The sequence below is a fragment of the Zooshikella ganghwensis DSM 15267 genome, from assembly GCF_000428585.1.
GTDB lineage: Bacteria > Pseudomonadota > Gammaproteobacteria > Pseudomonadales > Zooshikellaceae > Zooshikella > Zooshikella ganghwensis.
The window spans coordinates 1-18,222 of sequence record NZ_AUAF01000098.1 but is presented as its reverse complement, the minus strand read 5'-3'; the positions used below and the strand labels follow the sequence as shown (position 1 = coordinate 18,222).

Below are 18,222 nucleotides of genomic sequence, written 5' to 3'. Positions count from 1 at the left end.
CATCAAATCCCCGATGACACGCTAGGCAGCGATAACGTTTTCGGGCAATTTGCTTTTGATGATTACCATTGCCTTCTACTTGTTGAGACTGGCAGTGAGGGCAGCTGACGCCATCAGGCCAACGTCTCTGACGAATAAACTGGTAGCATTGCTCATCATTTACCAGTTGTTTGATATTGATCATTCTTTGCTTATTACTGACTTAATTTACCCAAATAGACGTGCATAATACATCTTTGGTTGTATTATATGCTACCCCCTAGGAATCCATATAGAGCCTAGATTTTTACTTCAGGTGAGGCGACAACTATCCTGACATAAGGGGGTTTCGTCCTAATGATGTAGATAAAGATGCCGCTTGGGAAATGTATATAGAATTGCTTACTCGTATAACAACACAACAATTAAAGCCTAATGAGAGTAATGAAGAATCTGCCCTAAACTGAATGTATAGCTTATTTGGAACTACTCGAGAAATACTGAAAGAGCATGGACGAGGCTGCGTAGAGTTTACCAAATAGCCTCTAAAAACCAAGTAGGTGTTCTATGCATAAAAAAACAAAATCCACTTTTACACCTGATTTCCGTTTTGAAGTTGTCAGGTAGATGATGGAGCAAAATTACCTTATCCGCGAAGCATCAGAAGCAATGGGTGTCGGTAAATCAACCGTTGATAAATAAGTTCCGTCTAGTAACGGGAGGTGTCCGTGAGCCAAGACCAGCAACTCACTCATGAGCTGGAGCGCGAAATTTGCCGAGAGCAAGAGGAAAATGAAATTTTAAAACTGCCCACATAGTCTACTTTTTCCCATCAGAATAGAAAGACGAGGCGAGTATACTGCTGTTGTCCGGGTGGATATTTAACCCGTCAAAAACTAGCCTAGGGAGAGCTGTGGACACAATGTTGATGCAATTAAGACCCCGTGTGGGAAAGTGATTTAATCCGAGTTCACATCAACATAATCAGAGCAGTAAAGAGCATGAACAGCGTAATGACAGACGTTATATAAGTCACTTCTATTCATGCCCTTTTTGTCACCAAAGCGGTCTGCATATTTAATAATGTTACTTATTGAAAAGTGCAGACCACGCTCAGGCTTTGAGTAAATGAGTTCACTTGTTTGAAGCTTTTTAAAAGCATGGTGTTGACTATAAGTCTTATCTATATATTTCCTTATTTCAGACAAATACGTACTTTCATTAAACAAGTCGCTTTTATCCTTACTCAAGTTACCTCCACTTATTTTTTCAAAGTGTCTGTATGGAATAAACGGGATACACCAGCAAGGTTTTCCTGTCCTTCCTAATTAGATAAAACTGTATAAACACAATTTGGATGAGCCTCAGTCGGCCAACCATACTCGTTACAATGCTGCAGGTATTCTTCTTTAACACCTACTTTATCGCCTTTTTTAATGTTCAATCGTTAAATTCCTCAAAGCCAAACTCAATTACTTTAAATACACCTAAAGTAAATACAAACGTTATCGCGAAACATATCATAAAGATTTCCATAAAATTACCCTTTTAAGTTGAAAGTCATAATCACATGCTCTTAATAGACGAGCACAACGAGCCTGCTGAATTGCAATGCCTTCAGGTAAACCATTTTTTCATAGCAAGATACGACAGTTTCCCACATAGAACTTGATGGAACCTTTTGCCACCTAATTTCAAACGCTCCTTTGCGTGGAGCTGATTTAAAGGTGTGTTCATAAGGTTCAAATTTAAATCTATCTGAGAGTAGCTCTTCAGCGAGAGAGTTACCTACATTTGGACAGCCTGGATAACCATCCGCAATATCATCTGTTAAGACTTGCTTCATGAAGAAACGGACAGCCTCCGATTTGGAAATAAATCGTGGCTCTAAATCTTTTTCAGGATTAAATATGTAGGAGTTCCCTTTAGTTTGCATGTATTTATCTATAAATACAATTATTTTTTTGTAATTAGAATAAAACTTGGATCAAGTTGTCACCACCCATCACATCATCAGTTTCTAATGATAACTTTTTAAAAACTTTATAATTATTTATATCGTATTCGACAGTTACAGTTTATAAATAAGGCTTTAGGATATTATTCTGCTTGCTTTTAGACAATTTAAACTTTGATACGTACCGATTTACTTTAATAGCCAGAATAATCATTATAAAAATAATTTATAAAGAGTTAGGGTTTACCCATTAAAATATACTCAAAACGAAGGGTTTTTAGGGGCGGCCGTCAAGCAATGAAGCCTATCCTCACTAGTCACTGCCGTTAACGATGCTACCTTTCTTGTTTTATTAATAGATTCAAGCGCTATAAAGCTCATCTTTACAAAGCTAATCCTGCTCTAATTTTATACTCCATATTTATCCACAAGGAATCTGCAGACCATTCAAATAGAAAAATACTTAGATTAATAATAGCTATAAGCAAACGTTAAGAGTATTATTCAACTATTCAGCTACTTATTGATTTGTCGGACAATTCTTTCATTAGCATATATCAATAATATTTAGAAGCCGTATAACTACCAATTGTATGTCAACCTTGCTTCATATAACAATTCTAATCTCGATTAGCCAGAACATATGTTCAGAAATAAGTTTTTTTTAAGAAGTACTTATTAGAAATTAGCATGAAAAAAGCAGTTCTAGCAGTTACTCTGAGTTCAAGCTTTATTGCACCAGCATTTTCAGCCGACTCTTTAAACCCCTTTGCGGACGAAAAAAGCGGATTTTATTTAGGTCTTGGCGCTGGTGCAGCTGATTATAATGACTCTTACTCTGAGTTTAGAAAAGAACAGACCACATATGGTAGTTACTAAAAAGTCGGATGAAATGAATACCATTAGGCTATACTTGGAAAGCATAAACACTTCAAATATAGCACATTTATTGTGTTATTAGAGTTTTATAGTATCCTTTGCTACCGACTTTATAGTATGAGTACACTACCAGAGATGGTGCAGTAAATCTTTTTGCAGGATACGGTGTAAACAAGTACTTTGGCCTAGAGATAAATTATACTGATTTAGGTAGTCCTGACGCAGAATGGAAAAGCCCTAGCGGTAGTGAGCGTGATGATATTGAAAACGAAATCAAAGGCTGTGGAATTAAGGCAGTTGGTTTTTATCCAATCAACAAGAATATTGAGCTTAAAGCCACTGCAGGTGTTATGAAGTGGGAAGTAGAAGAAGATTACTCTTTCACTAATTCAGTTATACCTTCTGAAAATAAAAATAATTCACACTCAGAGAAAGGGACTAGCCTGACATTTGGCTTTGGCGCTAACTACAACCTCACAGAAAATGTTGCGTTTGGCCTTCAATGGGAGCGTATCAATGATGTTGGCGAAAAGTATGATGAAAACAAAACTGATACGCTAAGATTTGGTGAAAATGATATCGATTTATATACCTTATCTGTTCAGTACAAGTTTTAATTGATACCAAAATATATAGGGCGCTACTTTTAGCGCTCTTTACTACTCTAAACCTAGCCCTTAGCCCTTCATCCCTCATTGAATTACAGCTTTCATTTAAAACTATATTTATCAGCAAATCATTCAATTTCTTTTGCTGTAACAAGGAATAATGATAGATCCTAGGCTATATAAAGTTTTTACAGTAAAGTGAAAATGAAAACCGAAGTATGCCGTATAGTAAGGATATAGACGTCGAAAAGTGCAGACTAAGCCTAGTGGCTAGCATCATCGAAAAGTCGCAGACAACGTCGGCCTTACCTGATGAGTTATTAGCAGTACAAAGGCTTTAAGATACCTTGACAGACACTACCAATAATTAACCACTATTAGCACGTACTTTTAAGCTTTCAATACTATTGTGTCGATAACTGTCACAGCCATATACGCTAAACTTAACTTGATAGCCATGCTTAAGAGATACTGCTAAAAACTGTTGAAGTGAACTAAACATTTTATGGGTTGCCTCAAGGGAGTATGTATCATTTGAGCAATTCCTTGGGTTTGAGGGCGATTCAGTTGTGACTATGAGCATTTCATCAATCACCTCAATTTGTTGTAGCGTTTCCCACTCAGATTCATCTGAAGCAATACTGAAGTTTGCGTACAACACGGTATAAATAGCAATCAGCATGTTGAGAATTGTTCTTATTCTTTTTACAGATATTTTCATCTTAAAACACCCGTCCCAGTTAATATGTTGGCTACCCATATATAGCTATTTTTAAAAATTACCACCACAAAACAACTGCTACAAGATAGCCTATCAAAAAAGTTATTAAAGCCTTATTCCCATAATGCTTTCCATCAGTGAACAAAAGAATCATGAACTAAGGTCCTGCTATCCAGGTAATCAGCATTAGCTACAACAAATATTAGATGTATTGCATCTAGAGCATGTACAAAGGGTAGTAACTCATGGAGTATTTTAAGAGTTTTATGCAGAACTCACTATTCTTTTTGGCATTTGAATTAACATACACACCATGATCAGTACAATCCCTAGCCAGCCAGTTGTGATAATTTTTTCACCAACAACCGCTACAGCCATTAAAGTAGCTACTGCAGGCTCAAGCAACGTTAGCAGAGTTGCCTCACTTGCAGCAATAAACCTCAGTCCATAACCAAATAACAGATACCCAAGAAACATTGGCACAAAAGCCATATAAAGAGCAACAGCGGCATTCTTAGTGGAAGCAAATAAATTATCTCCTGTAATTATTAGTGAAGGCAATAATAGTAATGAAGCCAAACCAAACATACTCGCCATAGCTGATTTGGAATGAATACCCTGCTCAATCATTTCTCTTGCAGCCCATGAGTAAAGTGCATAAGTGAAACCTGCTAACAACCCAAGCATGATACCTAAATAATGATTGTAAATATGGGTGCCAGACTCAGATACTTCACCTTTACTCATCGCAAGCAGTAATACTCCAATTGCTCCAATTACAAAACTCTTCACCCATTTTTTAGAAATAGGCTTTTTGCTAATAAGCCACTCAAGTAATACTGTAGCAAATGGCGCACTAGCTATTGAAACCACTGTTCCCAACGCAACACCAGAAAGTCGCATTGAACTATAAAATGCTAAGGGATAAACAGCAACAGAAAGCCCGCCTAAAAGTATTATCGGGTAATTAGAGACTAGTTTATATTTATCCGAAAATAGATTTTTTAGTGCAGTTAGTACTAATAATAAGCCACCTCCTCCCATTGCAAAAGCACCTGTAGCTAACGGGCTCACGTTAAGAGTGAAGCTTGCCACAGTTCCTGTAGTACCCCAAAAAAAACAGGCGAAAATAATTGCAACCAAACCTATAATTGACTGACACTGAGATAGCATGTAACGCCCTTTGTAAATATGAATAATATTCTTAGTTTACATCGTCAATAACGAAGTATTATGCAGAAAGGACGGTATAGTTGATATATAAGCCGCTTCTATCAGCGAGAAACGGCGCTAGGCGTCAAACCGTAAAAACTTAAAAACCTCCGACTGAAGGAAGAAAGATCAGTATAGCCAACTTGTTCAGCAACTATCTGAACAGGATAATCAGTATGTATCAACAAGGCTTTGGCCTTTTCCATACGTACTTTAGTGATGTATTGCAAAACACTGAGGCCCATCTGATCTTTAAATAATTTTTTAAATTGTGTTGAACTTAAACACGCAATCTTAGCCAACTCGTTTATGACAAGCTTGTCAGCAAGATTTTCAAGAACATACTCAAGTACCAAGCGTATACGACGATCTGTTTGTTTCAACAAAGTTTGCTCAGCTAACAACATTTCAAATGTACTGAACATTATTTTTTCAATTTCTGTATTCACTTGATATTCAAGTTGTTCCTCAATAAAACTAAGATAGCTGATTAGTGGTGAATTAATAGAAAAAATTAGCTGCTCTGACTGAGATATGTTTTCTGGCAACTTGGACATATCTGCAACAACAAACCTTGCTTCTTCATTAGCAGTAAAGTGGTGCATCTCTCCAGATCTAATTATTACACACTCACCTGGCACTACCTTGCCTGAATAGTCCTCAACTTCAATATTGATCGCACCACGAAGTGGCAGAACTAACTGATGGTAATGATGAGAGTGACCTTTACGCTGGCGGCTGTACGCACGGATAGATAGGTAATTAGGCATAATATTTTACTATTTAAGAAGCATCTTCGTGACGAACAGTTTCTAAATATATGCTATCACGATTATACCTTCAATAGTCTTATACCATGCCATTCAATGACTACACAGTCAAACAAATTAACATGATGTTACCCTGACACTACCTCATTAGTCTATTGAGTACCTACTCAGATTGAGCTTAAGAACTCTCCTCACTTTAACACAAACCATCTACACTTTCTCTTTTTTAGCAATATGAGCATTAAACAAAGCAGAAGAATATAAAGTCACGAGTGGAGAGTAAATTCTTTATAAAAATTTACTCTCCTATGTATTAATATACCCTTCACTAGGGTCATTTAGTTTATTTGCTAGAAAGTCAATTACACACTTTATTTTTTTAATACGTACTTTATCTTTTGAGTAAATTAAATAGAGATGATTATCTAATCGATTTGGTGTAATTTGATACTCAGATAGCAAGCGAATTAATCTGCCTTGGTGTAGATCATTTCCTACACTTAATGCTGGTAGAAGAGCTATCCCCTCACCAAGCAGAGTGCTATGATAAATAGTGACTGGGTTATTTGTTCTTAGCCATGCGTGCTGAAGACTAACTCTAAACTGCTTTTTTCCTTGTTTAAAAAACCAACTTGTGTGTGGTTTTTTAAAGCGAAAGGCAAATATTTGGTGTGTTAATAGTGCCTGCGGTTCTTTGGGTATGCCATTTTTTTTTATATAGCTCGGCGCGGCTACCAACCAATATTTATCTTCAGTAATCACCTTGGCAACTAAACCTGAATCATTCAGTCGTCCAAAACGTAAGTAAATATCATATTGTCCTTCATGAGGATCCAAGATGTTATCTTCACCATCAAGGTGAATCTTCAACTCTGGATACTTTTGATGTAACTCTGCCAACGCAGTAGGTAAAAATTCTGCACTAAACCACCAGGGCGCAGAAATACTTACACTGCCACTAATATGCCCGCTAATTTCTTTAAGATTCCCCCCCAGTTCATCAAGCGATGCCACTATCTGGGATGCCCGCTCAAATAATGTTTTGCCTGCTTCTGTCAAAGCAACCTTACGAGTGCTGCGAGTAAGGAGTATCACGCCCAGCTCTTTCTCTAACTCAGCAACATGACGAGAAACGGACGAACCAGAAAGGTTCAACTGTGCGGCAGCCTTAGCAAAGCTGGTATATTGTGCAACAGCTAAGAAAGCTCTTAGAGAATCAAGTGAACGAATCATTATTGCAAATATTCAAATAATAAAATTCAAAAATGTTGATTAATTACTTAGTATGAAGGCGTTAAGATAAATAGTCAATGTAAAAAAGTGCACTTCGCTTATTGAAGTCATTCCACTGCATTCCTCATACTTTAAGGAGCTACTTATGCATAAAGTTTTAATTATTAATGGTGCCGAACAACGTAAAATGGCACCGGGAGTATTCAATGAAAGTATGGTTAAATCGGCACAAGATCTGCTTAGCCATTATACAGAGGTTAAAGTCTCTCATATTGCTAATCATTATGATATCAAAGAAGAACAAGAAAAAATTCTTTGGGCTGATATTATCATTTTTCAATTTCCAGTTTATTGGTTTAATGTTCCCTCAACGCTAAAAAAATATTTTGATAACGTATACGAATATGGGTTATTTTTTGGCTCTAGCGAACGATATGGAGATGGTGGTTTTTTAACAAAAAAACATTACATGTTATCTACAACATGGAACGCACCACATGAAGCATTTTCTTACTCAAATAGCTTATTCTCCGGTAAAGACCCTGACGACTTTCTTTTGGCAATACATACAACCCAGCAATACATTGGTATGAAACAACTACCCAGCTTTGCTGCTTTTAATATTGTGAAGGATCCAAGGTTTGGGTACTGGCATACCCAGTGGCAAAATCATCTAAGTCAGTATATCCCCACCTCATAATTTGAGGTACAGGTGCAAAGTGATAGCCTATAATTTTTCGCAAATATTAATTTATCAGCTAAACTTCTTTTGATAATCTAAAAATGCAAGGAAGCATAATGAAGAATACTTATACAACTCACCTTTTCTTAATGGCGTTTACATTTACATCAGCCCAATGCTATGGGAGCTCAGCGCTAGAAACGAGTTTGACTAATTCAAATTTAAAATCACACTGCCAAATTGAACAAGGTAATTTTACTGATTACTCAATAAGTTGCAGCTATCAATCTGTTTATATTGAGGCCAATGCAGGGATTAAACGTGAGGTAAAGTATCAACTACCCATTGGTGAACCACCTGCTCGAGGTTGGCCTGTGGTAGTCATTTATCAAGGAAGCTTTTTTCCTGTGGAGTTTCAGCGAAATAAAGCTGATCCCTTTGGAGGATTTTATGAAGCAATGCTGATCAAACATTTACTTGATTCGGGTTATGCTGTTCTTGCTCCCAGAGCAGCAATAAACCTAGCTTGGCAAACAAATGCTTTATCCAGTGCAACACCTTATCATTTAACGACAGATTACCAGTTTTTATCACGCGTGCTAATGGGCATACAGCAAGGATTATTTGGCCCACTAAATAGCCAGCAAAAATATGCAACGGGCATTTCAAGTGGAGGGTATAATACCAGTCGCATGGCTGTATCATTTTCTGGCGAGTTCCGGGCATTAGCGATTCAATCAGCTTCTTATGCAACTTGTCTTGGTCCTGCCTGTCTGGTACCACAGTCATTACCTAGTAATCACCCACCTACTTTATTTATTCATGGCGCGTTAGATATGATTGTTCCTGTATGGACAATGAAGCAATATTATAACCGCTTAATCGATCATAGTATTCATACTGAAAAGTGGATTAATCCTTATAAAGGTCATGCCTGGTTTAAAGAATCACCAGAAAAAATTGTCGATTGGTTTAACCGTTTTTAAAATTCTTAATTTATTTTTTGACACGAATTAATTTTAAATTAATTGATAACACAACAAACCCACCAAATATTTTGAAAGGTGGGTTTATTTTCAACTACATCACTTTCTGTTGAAATAATAACTAGATTCTAATTACACTGATGCGCTTTTCTTACCGCTTCAATCTCAGCCATTAACTCTGGTCGTTGAATTGCTTTAATAAAGCGCTGTGTATTTTCAGATGTTAAGTTATCATGATTTTTAGGCTCGTCTAGCGCTAATGCTAAGTCTTCATACATCCAGATTTTTCCCCATAATTTTAAAATAGCTTCACGCCAACAGGCATTACTTAAAATTTCTTGATAAATATCTGGGTTGTTATGATGCAGAAAGTATAAATAGCGCTGTATATACCATGCAAAGCTAAGTGCACCATCAGCATCACTGCCATAAGTTGTATAGTCGTGAAATGCATATCCAATTGCCAAGGAATGACTATATTGTACAGCCTCATCAATTACTGACTCCCATCCCTGCTTACCTACAGGGCTACCTTTATTTATGTAGGTTGAATCATAATGATTATTAGGCACATCTTTTGAAAACTTATCATGCTGTAAATTATACAGTGGAGGGTATTTATAAGGTCCTCTCACAGGACAAACAGGTGTTGTGCCTTTGGATAAAGGCAAAGCCTGTGTCGACCAACCAGATAATTTGTGTGATAACCCATGTCCACATTCGTGCACAGATAAGTCTGCTCCATGAAATAGCTCACTTGTGGGTAAATCTCCCCATGTACTCTTAGCTCGTTGCATCCAATATGTTAAGCATTTTTGTCCTGAACTATTAGGAGCTTGACTCAATATTTCTGCCCCAAATGGATAGCGCTTTTCTAATGCAGCTGTTACTGTTTTAGATAAAACGCTCACAGAAGCATTTGGGTTATGGCTGCTTAAAATACCTTTAATATCAACCTGAGGGTTTGCCCGCTGAGACTCTTGATACTGACCATCAATGCACTGGGCTGATGTCATTTTTTCAAATAAACCTGAACCGCTTGTATCTCCATCACCCGGTTTATCTCCATCATCGGGTTTATCTCCATCATCGGGTTTATCTCCATCATCGGGTTTATCTCCATCATCGGGTTTATCTCCATCATTGGGTTTATCTCCATCATTGGGTTTATCTCCATCACCGGGTTTATCTCCATCACCGGGCTTATCTCCATCACCGGGTTTATCTCCATCGCCGGGGTCTGCATCTTGCTGAGTCAGCGTTATATCGTCCAGGAAAAAGTCAACTTTTGTGTCTGGCCCAAATACATATATTTCCGCCTTCTTCAAAGTACCTTGCGGTTTAATGATAAAGTCGGTAGCAATATCAACCCACTGCTCTACTACAGAAATGGATGTTGAGTTAACACGCTGCCAATGAGCACCTTCGTCATCAACATAATAGAGTTGTAAACTAAGCTTTTGAGCTTGGCCTGTGCCTGTACTTAATAGAGCAGACAGACTCAGCGTATATTTTTTCTTCTCAGAAAACCACTGCGTAATAGGTAACTTAACACCTGAATACCAGTGATCACGGTCCTTGACATATAAACTAAAGCCTCCTGATTTTGCCTGCATAGCACTAATTTCAGGAGATGCAGTAAGCCAAGCGGGTAACCACCCAGCATTGTCTGTTTCAAAGTCATGCTTGAAAAGGGTATTAGGATCTGGATTATTGTCATCAGCTTCAGCAATTTTTACTTCGTCAATAACAAGTTCTTTATCGCCTTTAGGACCAAATAACAATAAGAAAGATTGTTTGATTTCACCAAGTGCATTGACCTTAAACGTACCAGTTAATGTTTTATCATCACTACTAATTTGATCTACTGCAAGATATTGGTAATAAACAATCCCCAAATCATTTTTTAAAGCTAATGCTGCAAGACCAAAATCTTTTACTTCACTATTATTTAACTTTAAGTTTGCTTGAAATGTGTATTCCTTCGTTGTATTCAAATTGGGTTTGATTTTTTGGATAATTCCATCATAATAATTATTACGATTGGATATCACCACTTGGTAATCAATACCACATTTTTTTATCTGCTCACTTTGAGAAACCTTTACGCTTGTCGTGTAATAACCTCGCCAACTATCCAAGCTATTAAAGTCAGGCTGACGAACTAAGTTCCCTTTCATTAGCAAAGGTTTATCACAAGGATTGTTTTTTTCTGTATATACTATTACAGACTCTTTAGATAAAGCTTCTGATTTAATACCGCTTTCTGACTGAGTATGTTTCAGATTATAATCTTTATATTCAGGCATAATGAGACGAGCATTCACCTGAGTTACAGTGCTAGTTAATATGAATGACGCCAATAAGTTAACATAAAAAGGAGGTGATAATACTGCTTTTATTTTCATAAGTGAAGCCTATCAAATTCTAATAATCGTCATACCCTTTTGTTACGATGTATGCGCTTTACTCGTTATGATAGTTAATTAAACACTTATAAAATATTAAATGTCGCACTAAAAATACAAATTGATACTGTTATACATCACATCATTCATATTATACAAACCATCCATGTGTTATTTGTGCAAAATACAGTACTGCTATGTATCGAGCAGTTTTGCCTATTGCTACTAATGTTAAAAATATGCCTAAACGTACTTTCATGATTCCCGCAATTAAAGTAAGTACGTCTCCTCCCATAGGCATCCAAGCAAGCAATAAACTCCAAACACCATAGCGCTGAAACCAATACTGCATTCGTTCAATTTGTTCATCTTTAAAGTAGAACCAGCGTCGATCTTTAAAGTGAAGTAAATAACGACCTAAGTACCAGTTCACAACTGCCCCCAAGGTATTACCAATTGAAGCAACTACTATGAGTAACCAAGCAGGTTCTCCTGTTTGTAGCAATGCATATAGCAAAACTTCTGAGTAAAATGGAAGAATGGTTGCAGCTAAAAATGATGATGCAAATAAGGATAAATAGGCTATCACTACATAAACCTAAGTTACTGTACGCTTAGCTTGAGCAACTAACCACGTAAATAGTTGTCGCTGGTGTTTAAGGTATAATAAATATTCTGGATGCCATTGTACACCAATGACAGGTTTCACTTCTTTGTGCTCAATAGCTTGGATGAAATGATCTGCATCCCATGCTGCTACCTGAAAGTCACTTGCCAGTATATTGATGGCTTGATGATGTAAGCTATTCACTTTAAATAACTCGTGACCAATTATTTTATATATCTCAGTTTCTTTTTTTAAAACAACCTTTTTCCGAGGTAAAAAAGTAGCTCTGTTATCTGTTTTTTCACGCAAGGGACGAATATCCTGATATAGACTACCACCACTTTGCACATTTAATAGTTGGTATCCTCTGCAAATTCCTAGAATAGGTAAATGATTTGTAAGTGCATACTCAATATATCGCTGCTCAAGTTCATCTCGAGCTTCATCGTAATGTGCTTTTGCCATAATCTCTTCTTCATAAAGAGACGGATGAATATCATCTCCACCACTTATCACTAAACCATCAAGATGTTCCTCAGGCACCGGATGTCGCACACTAATTCGAAGAGCATGTCCACCTGCAAGAAAAACAGCCAGTTTTATACAAAGCCAGGAAGGAGAGAAAAGTCTGGCGTTACCTGTTACACCTATGACAGGTTTTGATATATTTCGTCGAGTATGTTGAACCATGGAGCAGGCTTTATATTTATCAGTGCTTGATTATATCGTTGCCATTCTATCGCCAATTGCTCTAATAACTGTTCATTTTGAGCAATATGCTCAATAACACACCATACATTCCAGCTTTTATAAAGAAACCAGTTATTTTTCTCTATTTCACAATTAGGCATTCGGTAATGAAATGTGGGCCTAGCTTTAATTCTAGGATCATCCAAACGTTGGTCGATTAAGTTTTGATCAATATACTTAAATAACGGAAGGGCATCTAATGCTCTATTTCTTGTTGGATTATATTCAAGATAATCCTCTATCAATTTAGTCCATGATATATTACTTTTATACGTGATTAAGGTGTTAATATACGACTTTGGAAACAAGTCAATATATGGTGTTACCCGTCGAATAGGATCAACTTGGTGAGTTTTTAGCAGCCAGTCCTGACAAATAGCATAAGACTTTAGCATCCTCATTACTTTTTCAGGATCATTATCAGTTACTTCAGGATTAATATGCACGCCAAAAGCATACCATAGTGACTCACCCGTTCCTTTTGCTCCTGCAGATCTAAGCGCGGATACCATGCCATCCAACACGGTCAGATCTTTAATCTCTATAGGCGGACACACAATTTCAATAGGCACAACAATACTTGCAAGTTTAGTTAGCCAGATCATAAAATGATCATCAACTTTCTTGTCTCCATATTCCAGTGCATGCTGACTTGCTCGTTCCTTTGCTGTCTCTTTGGCAAATTGCCAATCTAACTCAATGGTAAACTTTCCCAATCCTTCTACTATTACAATAGTTTCTGCAGGGTTATTGCTATGTACTTTACCATTCAGCGTTTCACATAGGATATCCGTGACTTGCTGAAGGCTCAGATCAGCAAACTCTAGTTCAAAACCCACTCGTCGAGGTTTTCCTTCAAGATTGTTGGTTTCTGCAGGTATACAATAGTTTATTTCATTACTCATAACGCTAGTTAAGCACACCTTGGAAGATTATTGTCTTAAGCAGTGGTGATTCAAATAGTGTTAACAAGCCCTAGTAAAGAGTTAGACTTGTTTTTAACAATATGTCATATTTGTATTATTACGAATCAGTTATGATCACTGTTTTACCTTTACAATAAACTGATAAGGTGAGTCATGTCAAAAATGAAGTTTGCAAAAGAAGAAAAAGAAATTATAACAAAAAAAATACAGTTATATTTCCAAGAAGAACTTGACTATAGTATTGGCCAGTTTGATGCAGAGTTTTTACTAGACTTCATTTCAGAAGAAATAGGTGCATATTTTTATAACCGAGCACTATACGATGCACAGTCTATTTTAGAGAAAAGACTTGAAAGTATTTCTGAAGCTATTTATGAAATAGAAAAGCCGACAGACTTTAACCGTTTTTAAATACTATCATAAAAAATTATATAAACTCCTTAATTATAAGAGTTTACACCACTCAAGATCAACCAAAATCATTAACGGATACAACTCTCAAAAAAAATACTTATTTTGATACACATTATAACTTACCTTATCTGCTCAGTAGCTCTATATTAATATCAATTGATTATTCATGAGTATATTTTTCCAGAAATTTCTTTTCTTCATGTTTAATTGCATCAAAATTAATACCTATGTGATAACCATAACGACTTATAATCACATAATTAACATGAGCAGAGCATTTTATATTCATTTGTTTCCCTCGATGAAATGCTTTGCAAATAAATTTTAGCTTTTGATTAATCGCTAACTTTATATCAAGCTCAATCAATGCACCATGGTCTGATATATTAATAACTTTAACGGGTACATTCTGATTGTTAACACTAATAACAGCAGGCCATGTAACCCTTTTCCTTGCGTAAGAACTATAATTACTTGTAGTTAGTCCTTTCATAGCAATCCTTTAAGCTGACTAATTAAACTCTCGCTAATAGTGATACAGATAGCGCTATTTGTAAGTATACATCACTCATTGATCATTTAACTCGGGAAATATATAAAAAATAATACTAATGATTAAAAAGCCTTTCTGCTAACCTAAATCATGTTTTAATGGCTTTAGTATCTTTTTTAAAGCCCCATAAAGCTTTACTTTCTTCTTTTGCAAGTTGCATTTCTTTTTTTAAGTCTCAGCAGTATTCTCATTTAAACATACCTGTAGTGATCGATGATATAGCAATTGAGCTATTTGCAGCCAGGAGTCGACTAACAAAGTGACCATACCTTTCAATTTAGATACAAGCGTATTAAAAAATACTTTAACCAAGGAATGGTAATTATGAAAAGTACCAGATTCGTTATCAGTTGTTTAACAATACTATCCATTGCTTTTACTGCTACAGCAAATGAGTTTGTTGTTAAACTTAATCCTTCCTCCTCCAAAACAGCAACAACCTCTTTCAAAACTAACAAGTCACTAGTCTATTTTTCCTCGCTCGTCGAAAAGCAGTCACAGCCGGTTAATATTACAGATAACCTTGCAGTTATTGGTCTATCAAGTACAGGTGAACCATTATTTACTGACTTTGTTCAAAACCCCTTGATTATAAGAGCCGAATCCTTCAGCCCTATAACAGGTCTTATAGAGTCATCAGAGCGTATTACTAAAGCATCAGCATCACTCATTATTAATAACGCGCCGCTTAGCACAAAAACATTTCTAATCTTTTTTCCTGAATATATTAACAAAAAGTGGACATGGTCTTTGTTAGGTGAATATCCTGCTCAGCGCACCTCATCTGTATCTGAACCGACCCAGTCTTCATCAGTCACTAAGATTATTGATCATGGTCCCTCAGATAACCGTGTTGATATCGTTTTTGTTGCAGAAGGTTATACCTCAAGTGAGATATCTCGCTTTAAAGACGATTTAAAACCAATTACCACAGGTTTCTTTGCAGAAAGCCCCATTGATAACTATCAAAATAGCTTCAATGTATGGGCTGTTGAAAGCATAAGTACTGAGTCTGGAGCTGGCTATAGCTACCCCAAAAACACCCAGTTTAGGTCTTACTTTAATTGTTACAATATTGTTCGATTATTATGTGTGGATACTCAAAGGGTGAAAAGCTATGTCAGTGAACGATTACCCTCTGTTGCACGGGACTTAATCATAGTCGTTGTCAATTCTACAGAGTATGGAGGTTCTGGTGGTAGTGTTGCGACAATGTCTTTACATAACTCTGCTGTCGACCTGGCACTCCATGAAGCCGGCCATACGTTTGGTCTTTTAGCGGACGAATATGATTATGGCTCTTGCAATGCAGGGCCAACAAGTGAAGCAAATGTTACCTATTACCCTTCAGGCAACAAGTGGTCTCATTGGATCGGAGTTGACAAGGCAGTTGATGTATTTGAAGGAGCTAAGTACTGCCAACGAGGAATGTATCGTCCCACTACTAACTCTTTGATGCGTTCTTTAGGAAGACCGTTTCAGTCAGTTAATTCAGAACAACTTATACGACGTGTTTATGATTATGTTTCACCAATTGACAGCATAACCCCTGCAAACTCTACAGTGGAGCTTTATCGTAATCAAAAACAAACATTTTCGGTAAATTTGCTACAGCCAAATAACCCAACAGTAGAGGCTCACTGGCTTCTTAATGATCAAGAGATTGGAAACTCAAGTCAGTTAACCTTAGTAGCCAATGACTATAACCCTGGAGAATATACCTTGACGGTGCAAGTGCAAGATGTAACCTCTCAAGTCATTAAAGATACAGATAATAAATTGCAAGATAGGGTAAGCTGGACAGTTACAGTCTACCCATACTAGGACCTGTGGAGAATAATGTGTATCTGGAATATCTATAAACGTACGTATTCCAGATACTTTTAGGTTGAATTACTACTGAGCATAAAGCGCTATATTGGGGCGCATACCAGGACTAATGCGCTTTTTTAAATTTAATTCAAAGTATGGATTAATCTGCCGTATACGCGTTTTCATTAATGCCATGATCCATCGCGCGTCACTATCAGACTGACTTGTCATGACTGCACGTGCATTGTCTTTAATCATTTGGTCAACCACACTGTCCAGTACATGGCGAATATCAAATAAACGCTCAGTAATCTGTTGTTGATCAAGAATAATAATATTGATCAGTTCAGCCTGAACGTCCTGTGGTAGCTCTTCAAGGATTGCGCGCTGGTCTGAATTAAGGCTGTCCAAAAACGTATTTTCCCTCACCTGAGGTTGTAGTTGACTATGGACACGAGGAGCAGGTGGCATAGCAGAAGTGGCTCTATTTATTTTCTCAGCACGCTGCTGTTGGGCCAATGTGACCAACTTGATGACCTGATTGGCTTCTGCTTGATTAGGTACAATATTTTTGGCCAGCCCCGCAAAGTGTAACGCATTTTTGTAATCAAGCTGGTTATAAAACCTGACAGCCCAAAATGATAACGTTTGCGCTAATCTACGTTCCAGTATGCTCAGTTTTGGGTGTATAGGCTGAAGCCGGCGTAAGGTTTCCAGTTTAATAATAGTAGAGTTAGTTTGTTCTACAGAGCTTTGCAGCTGAGTAATAGAATCCTCAATATCTAACACTAGCACATCAAGCTGCTGTGAAGACCATGATGCGTTGTCTTGATATTGGTCACCTGCAGACTGCTTCTCTGCACTAGGATTCATCGGTAAGTCTTCTGCAGCATAGGTATTATCTACGCTAGTCAGACTTATACTGACAATAAAACAAAAGCCGTAACAAAGTACGGATGGTACACACTGTTGTTTATTCATTACCTTTAAGTTATCTCGCTTGCTACACATCTGACATATTGTTTTTGTTATAGAGATTTTGAACTAATTTATAGTCAACATGGCTGTATCATGCTTATATTTATAATTATTTTTAGAGTGATACCCCCAACCTAATTGGGATTGCCAATGACATCAGGGATATATACCCTTCGCGAATCAATTTTAGGGTTTGTTGCCTTCGCTCTTCACCCCAGTCACTTATTAATATAAGCTCCGGGGGCTTCATCGCTTGACGGCCGCCCCTAAAAATCCTTCGCTGTGGATATATAATAAGATTACACGCCATGTTGCCAAAAACAATCAAGCTGAATCGTTCAAGCATGGTATTTGAAGGGATACAAAGCTACAAACTATTTATCATTTTTTTATTGACTTACGCAAAAACAATCATGATTTTTTTACAGAGTTAATACATTTTAGACATCAATGCTAATAGCCAGTCATAGTTTGAAACTAAATTTACGCGATGCTCGACTTTTATTAGTTTGAAATGACAGCCCCTGACCCCAACCTTTGTTTTGCCGAAACAAAGGTTGGGGTCAGGGGATGTCAGTAGAAGAGTTTATCATAGCAGTTTATTGCTGGGTTGATGATACCTTCAATGAGTTACTTAAAGGCCAGCGATTACGTAAACGAGGGACTATGCCCTCCCTTTCTGATCCTGAAGTGATTGCAGTGGAGCTCATCGGCGAGTTTTTTGGGTTAGATGAAGATACTCATATC

At 37.0% G+C, this 18,222-nt stretch carries 18 protein-coding genes and 2 pseudogenes; 7 read left to right on the top strand and 13 right to left on the bottom strand.

The genetic code is table 11. The features are described 5' to 3' along the window. From F607_RS0118085 to F607_RS30330, 3 genes are all read right to left on the bottom strand, one after another. Positions 1-184: transposase (locus F607_RS0118085; protein ID WP_027708241.1), on the bottom strand; the 184-nt coding region annotated here is incomplete at its 3' end. A gap of 754 nt (positions 185-938) precedes the next feature. Beyond that, the gene (locus tag F607_RS30335; RefSeq protein ID WP_157365518.1) at positions 939-1,229 is read right to left on the bottom strand and encodes a hypothetical protein; all 291 of its coding nucleotides are present in this window, start codon (positions 1,227-1,229) and stop codon (positions 939-941) included. Positions 1,230-1,555: 326 nt separating this feature from the next. Then, a complete protein-coding gene (locus F607_RS30330; protein ID WP_027709225.1) occupies positions 1,556-1,915 on the bottom strand; it encodes a hypothetical protein in 360 nt (119 codons plus the stop codon). A 711-nt stretch (positions 1,916-2,626) separates the two neighbouring features. Here F607_RS30330 and F607_RS0118055 point away from each other — a divergent pair. Both F607_RS0118055 and F607_RS34735 read left to right on the top strand, forming a co-directional pair. Continuing rightward, positions 2,627-2,815, top strand: coding sequence for a hypothetical protein (locus F607_RS0118055; protein ID WP_027709224.1), 189 nt, complete (start codon positions 2,627-2,629; stop codon positions 2,813-2,815). 146 nt (positions 2,816-2,961) lie between these two features. Further along, positions 2,962-3,432 (top strand): annotated as a pseudogene (locus F607_RS34735) (outer membrane beta-barrel protein); the annotation flags it as partial. Positions 3,433-3,790: 358 nt separating this feature from the next. Here the strand turns inward: F607_RS34735 and F607_RS0118045 are convergent. The 4 genes from F607_RS0118045 to F607_RS0118030 form a co-directional block, all read right to left on the bottom strand. Continuing rightward, complete coding sequence (locus F607_RS0118045; RefSeq protein WP_157365517.1) at positions 3,791-4,144, bottom strand: hypothetical protein; 354 nt, start codon at positions 4,142-4,144, stop codon at positions 3,791-3,793. A gap of 264 nt (positions 4,145-4,408) precedes the next feature. After that, a complete protein-coding gene (locus F607_RS0118040; protein WP_230400431.1) occupies positions 4,409-5,287 on the bottom strand; it encodes a DMT family transporter in 879 nt (292 codons plus the stop codon). Positions 5,288-5,418: 131 nt separating this feature from the next. Then, on the bottom strand, positions 5,419-6,126 hold the full coding sequence (locus F607_RS0118035) for an AraC family transcriptional regulator (protein WP_027709220.1): 708 nt from the start codon (positions 6,124-6,126) through the stop codon (positions 5,419-5,421). Positions 6,127-6,432: 306 nt separating this feature from the next. Next, the gene (locus F607_RS0118030) at positions 6,433-7,359 is read right to left on the bottom strand and encodes a LysR family transcriptional regulator (RefSeq protein ID WP_027709219.1); all 927 of its coding nucleotides are present in this window, start codon (positions 7,357-7,359) and stop codon (positions 6,433-6,435) included. A gap of 145 nt (positions 7,360-7,504) precedes the next feature. Here F607_RS0118030 and F607_RS0118025 point away from each other — a divergent pair, with 145 nt between their 5' ends. Next, on the top strand, positions 7,505-8,059 hold the full coding sequence (locus F607_RS0118025) for an NAD(P)H-dependent oxidoreductase (protein WP_027709218.1): 555 nt from the start codon (positions 7,505-7,507) through the stop codon (positions 8,057-8,059). 98 nt (positions 8,060-8,157) lie between these two features. Then, positions 8,158-9,027, top strand: a complete 870-nt coding sequence (locus tag F607_RS0118020; RefSeq protein ID WP_038291766.1) for an extracellular medium-chain-length polyhydroxyalkanoate depolymerase — start codon at positions 8,158-8,160, stop codon at positions 9,025-9,027. A gap of 128 nt (positions 9,028-9,155) precedes the next feature. On the opposite strand, the gene F607_RS0118015 is transcribed toward F607_RS0118020, so the two are convergent. The 4 genes from F607_RS0118015 to F607_RS30325 form a co-directional block, all read right to left on the bottom strand. Next, positions 9,156-11,435 carry a carbohydrate binding domain-containing protein gene (locus tag F607_RS0118015; protein ID WP_027709216.1) on the bottom strand — a complete coding sequence of 760 codons (2,280 nt, stop codon included), beginning with the start codon at positions 11,433-11,435 and terminating at the stop codon, positions 9,156-9,158. A 151-nt stretch (positions 11,436-11,586) separates the two neighbouring features. Continuing rightward, entirely contained in the window at positions 11,587-12,024 is a 438-nt protein-coding gene (locus F607_RS0118010; RefSeq protein WP_027709215.1) for a YqaA family protein, read from the bottom strand. Positions 12,025-12,033: 9 nt separating this feature from the next. Further along, complete coding sequence (locus tag F607_RS0118005) at positions 12,034-12,732, bottom strand: gamma-glutamyl-gamma-aminobutyrate hydrolase family protein (protein ID WP_027709214.1); 699 nt, start codon at positions 12,730-12,732, stop codon at positions 12,034-12,036. After that, positions 12,690-13,697, bottom strand: a complete 1,008-nt coding sequence (locus tag F607_RS30325; protein ID WP_051311604.1) for an amidoligase family protein — start codon at positions 13,695-13,697, stop codon at positions 12,690-12,692. Before F607_RS30325 ends, F607_RS0118005 begins: the two co-directional genes overlap by 43 nt. A gap of 174 nt (positions 13,698-13,871) precedes the next feature. Here F607_RS30325 and F607_RS0117995 point away from each other — a divergent pair, with 174 nt between their 5' ends. Beyond that, positions 13,872-14,129: a DUF2164 domain-containing protein gene (locus F607_RS0117995; RefSeq protein WP_027709213.1), complete on the top strand. Its 258-nt coding sequence runs from the start codon at positions 13,872-13,874 to the stop codon at positions 14,127-14,129. Positions 14,130-14,292: 163 nt separating this feature from the next. On the opposite strand, the gene F607_RS0117990 is transcribed toward F607_RS0117995, so the two are convergent. Further along, positions 14,293-14,625, bottom strand: coding sequence for a PilZ domain-containing protein (locus F607_RS0117990; RefSeq protein WP_027709212.1), 333 nt, complete (start codon positions 14,623-14,625; stop codon positions 14,293-14,295). A 384-nt stretch (positions 14,626-15,009) separates the two neighbouring features. Here F607_RS0117990 and F607_RS30320 point away from each other — a divergent pair, with 384 nt between their 5' ends. Beyond that, the gene (locus F607_RS30320; protein ID WP_051311603.1) at positions 15,010-16,509 is read left to right on the top strand and encodes a M64 family metallopeptidase; all 1,500 of its coding nucleotides are present in this window, start codon (positions 15,010-15,012) and stop codon (positions 16,507-16,509) included. Between the two features lie 72 nt (positions 16,510-16,581). On the opposite strand, the gene F607_RS0117975 is transcribed toward F607_RS30320, so the two are convergent. After that, positions 16,582-17,478, bottom strand: coding sequence for a hypothetical protein (locus F607_RS0117975; protein ID WP_027709211.1), 897 nt, complete (start codon positions 17,476-17,478; stop codon positions 16,582-16,584). 567 nt (positions 17,479-18,045) lie between these two features. Here F607_RS0117975 and F607_RS36140 point away from each other — a divergent pair. Then, positions 18,046-18,222: pseudogene (locus F607_RS36140) on the top strand (IS982 family transposase); the annotation flags it as partial.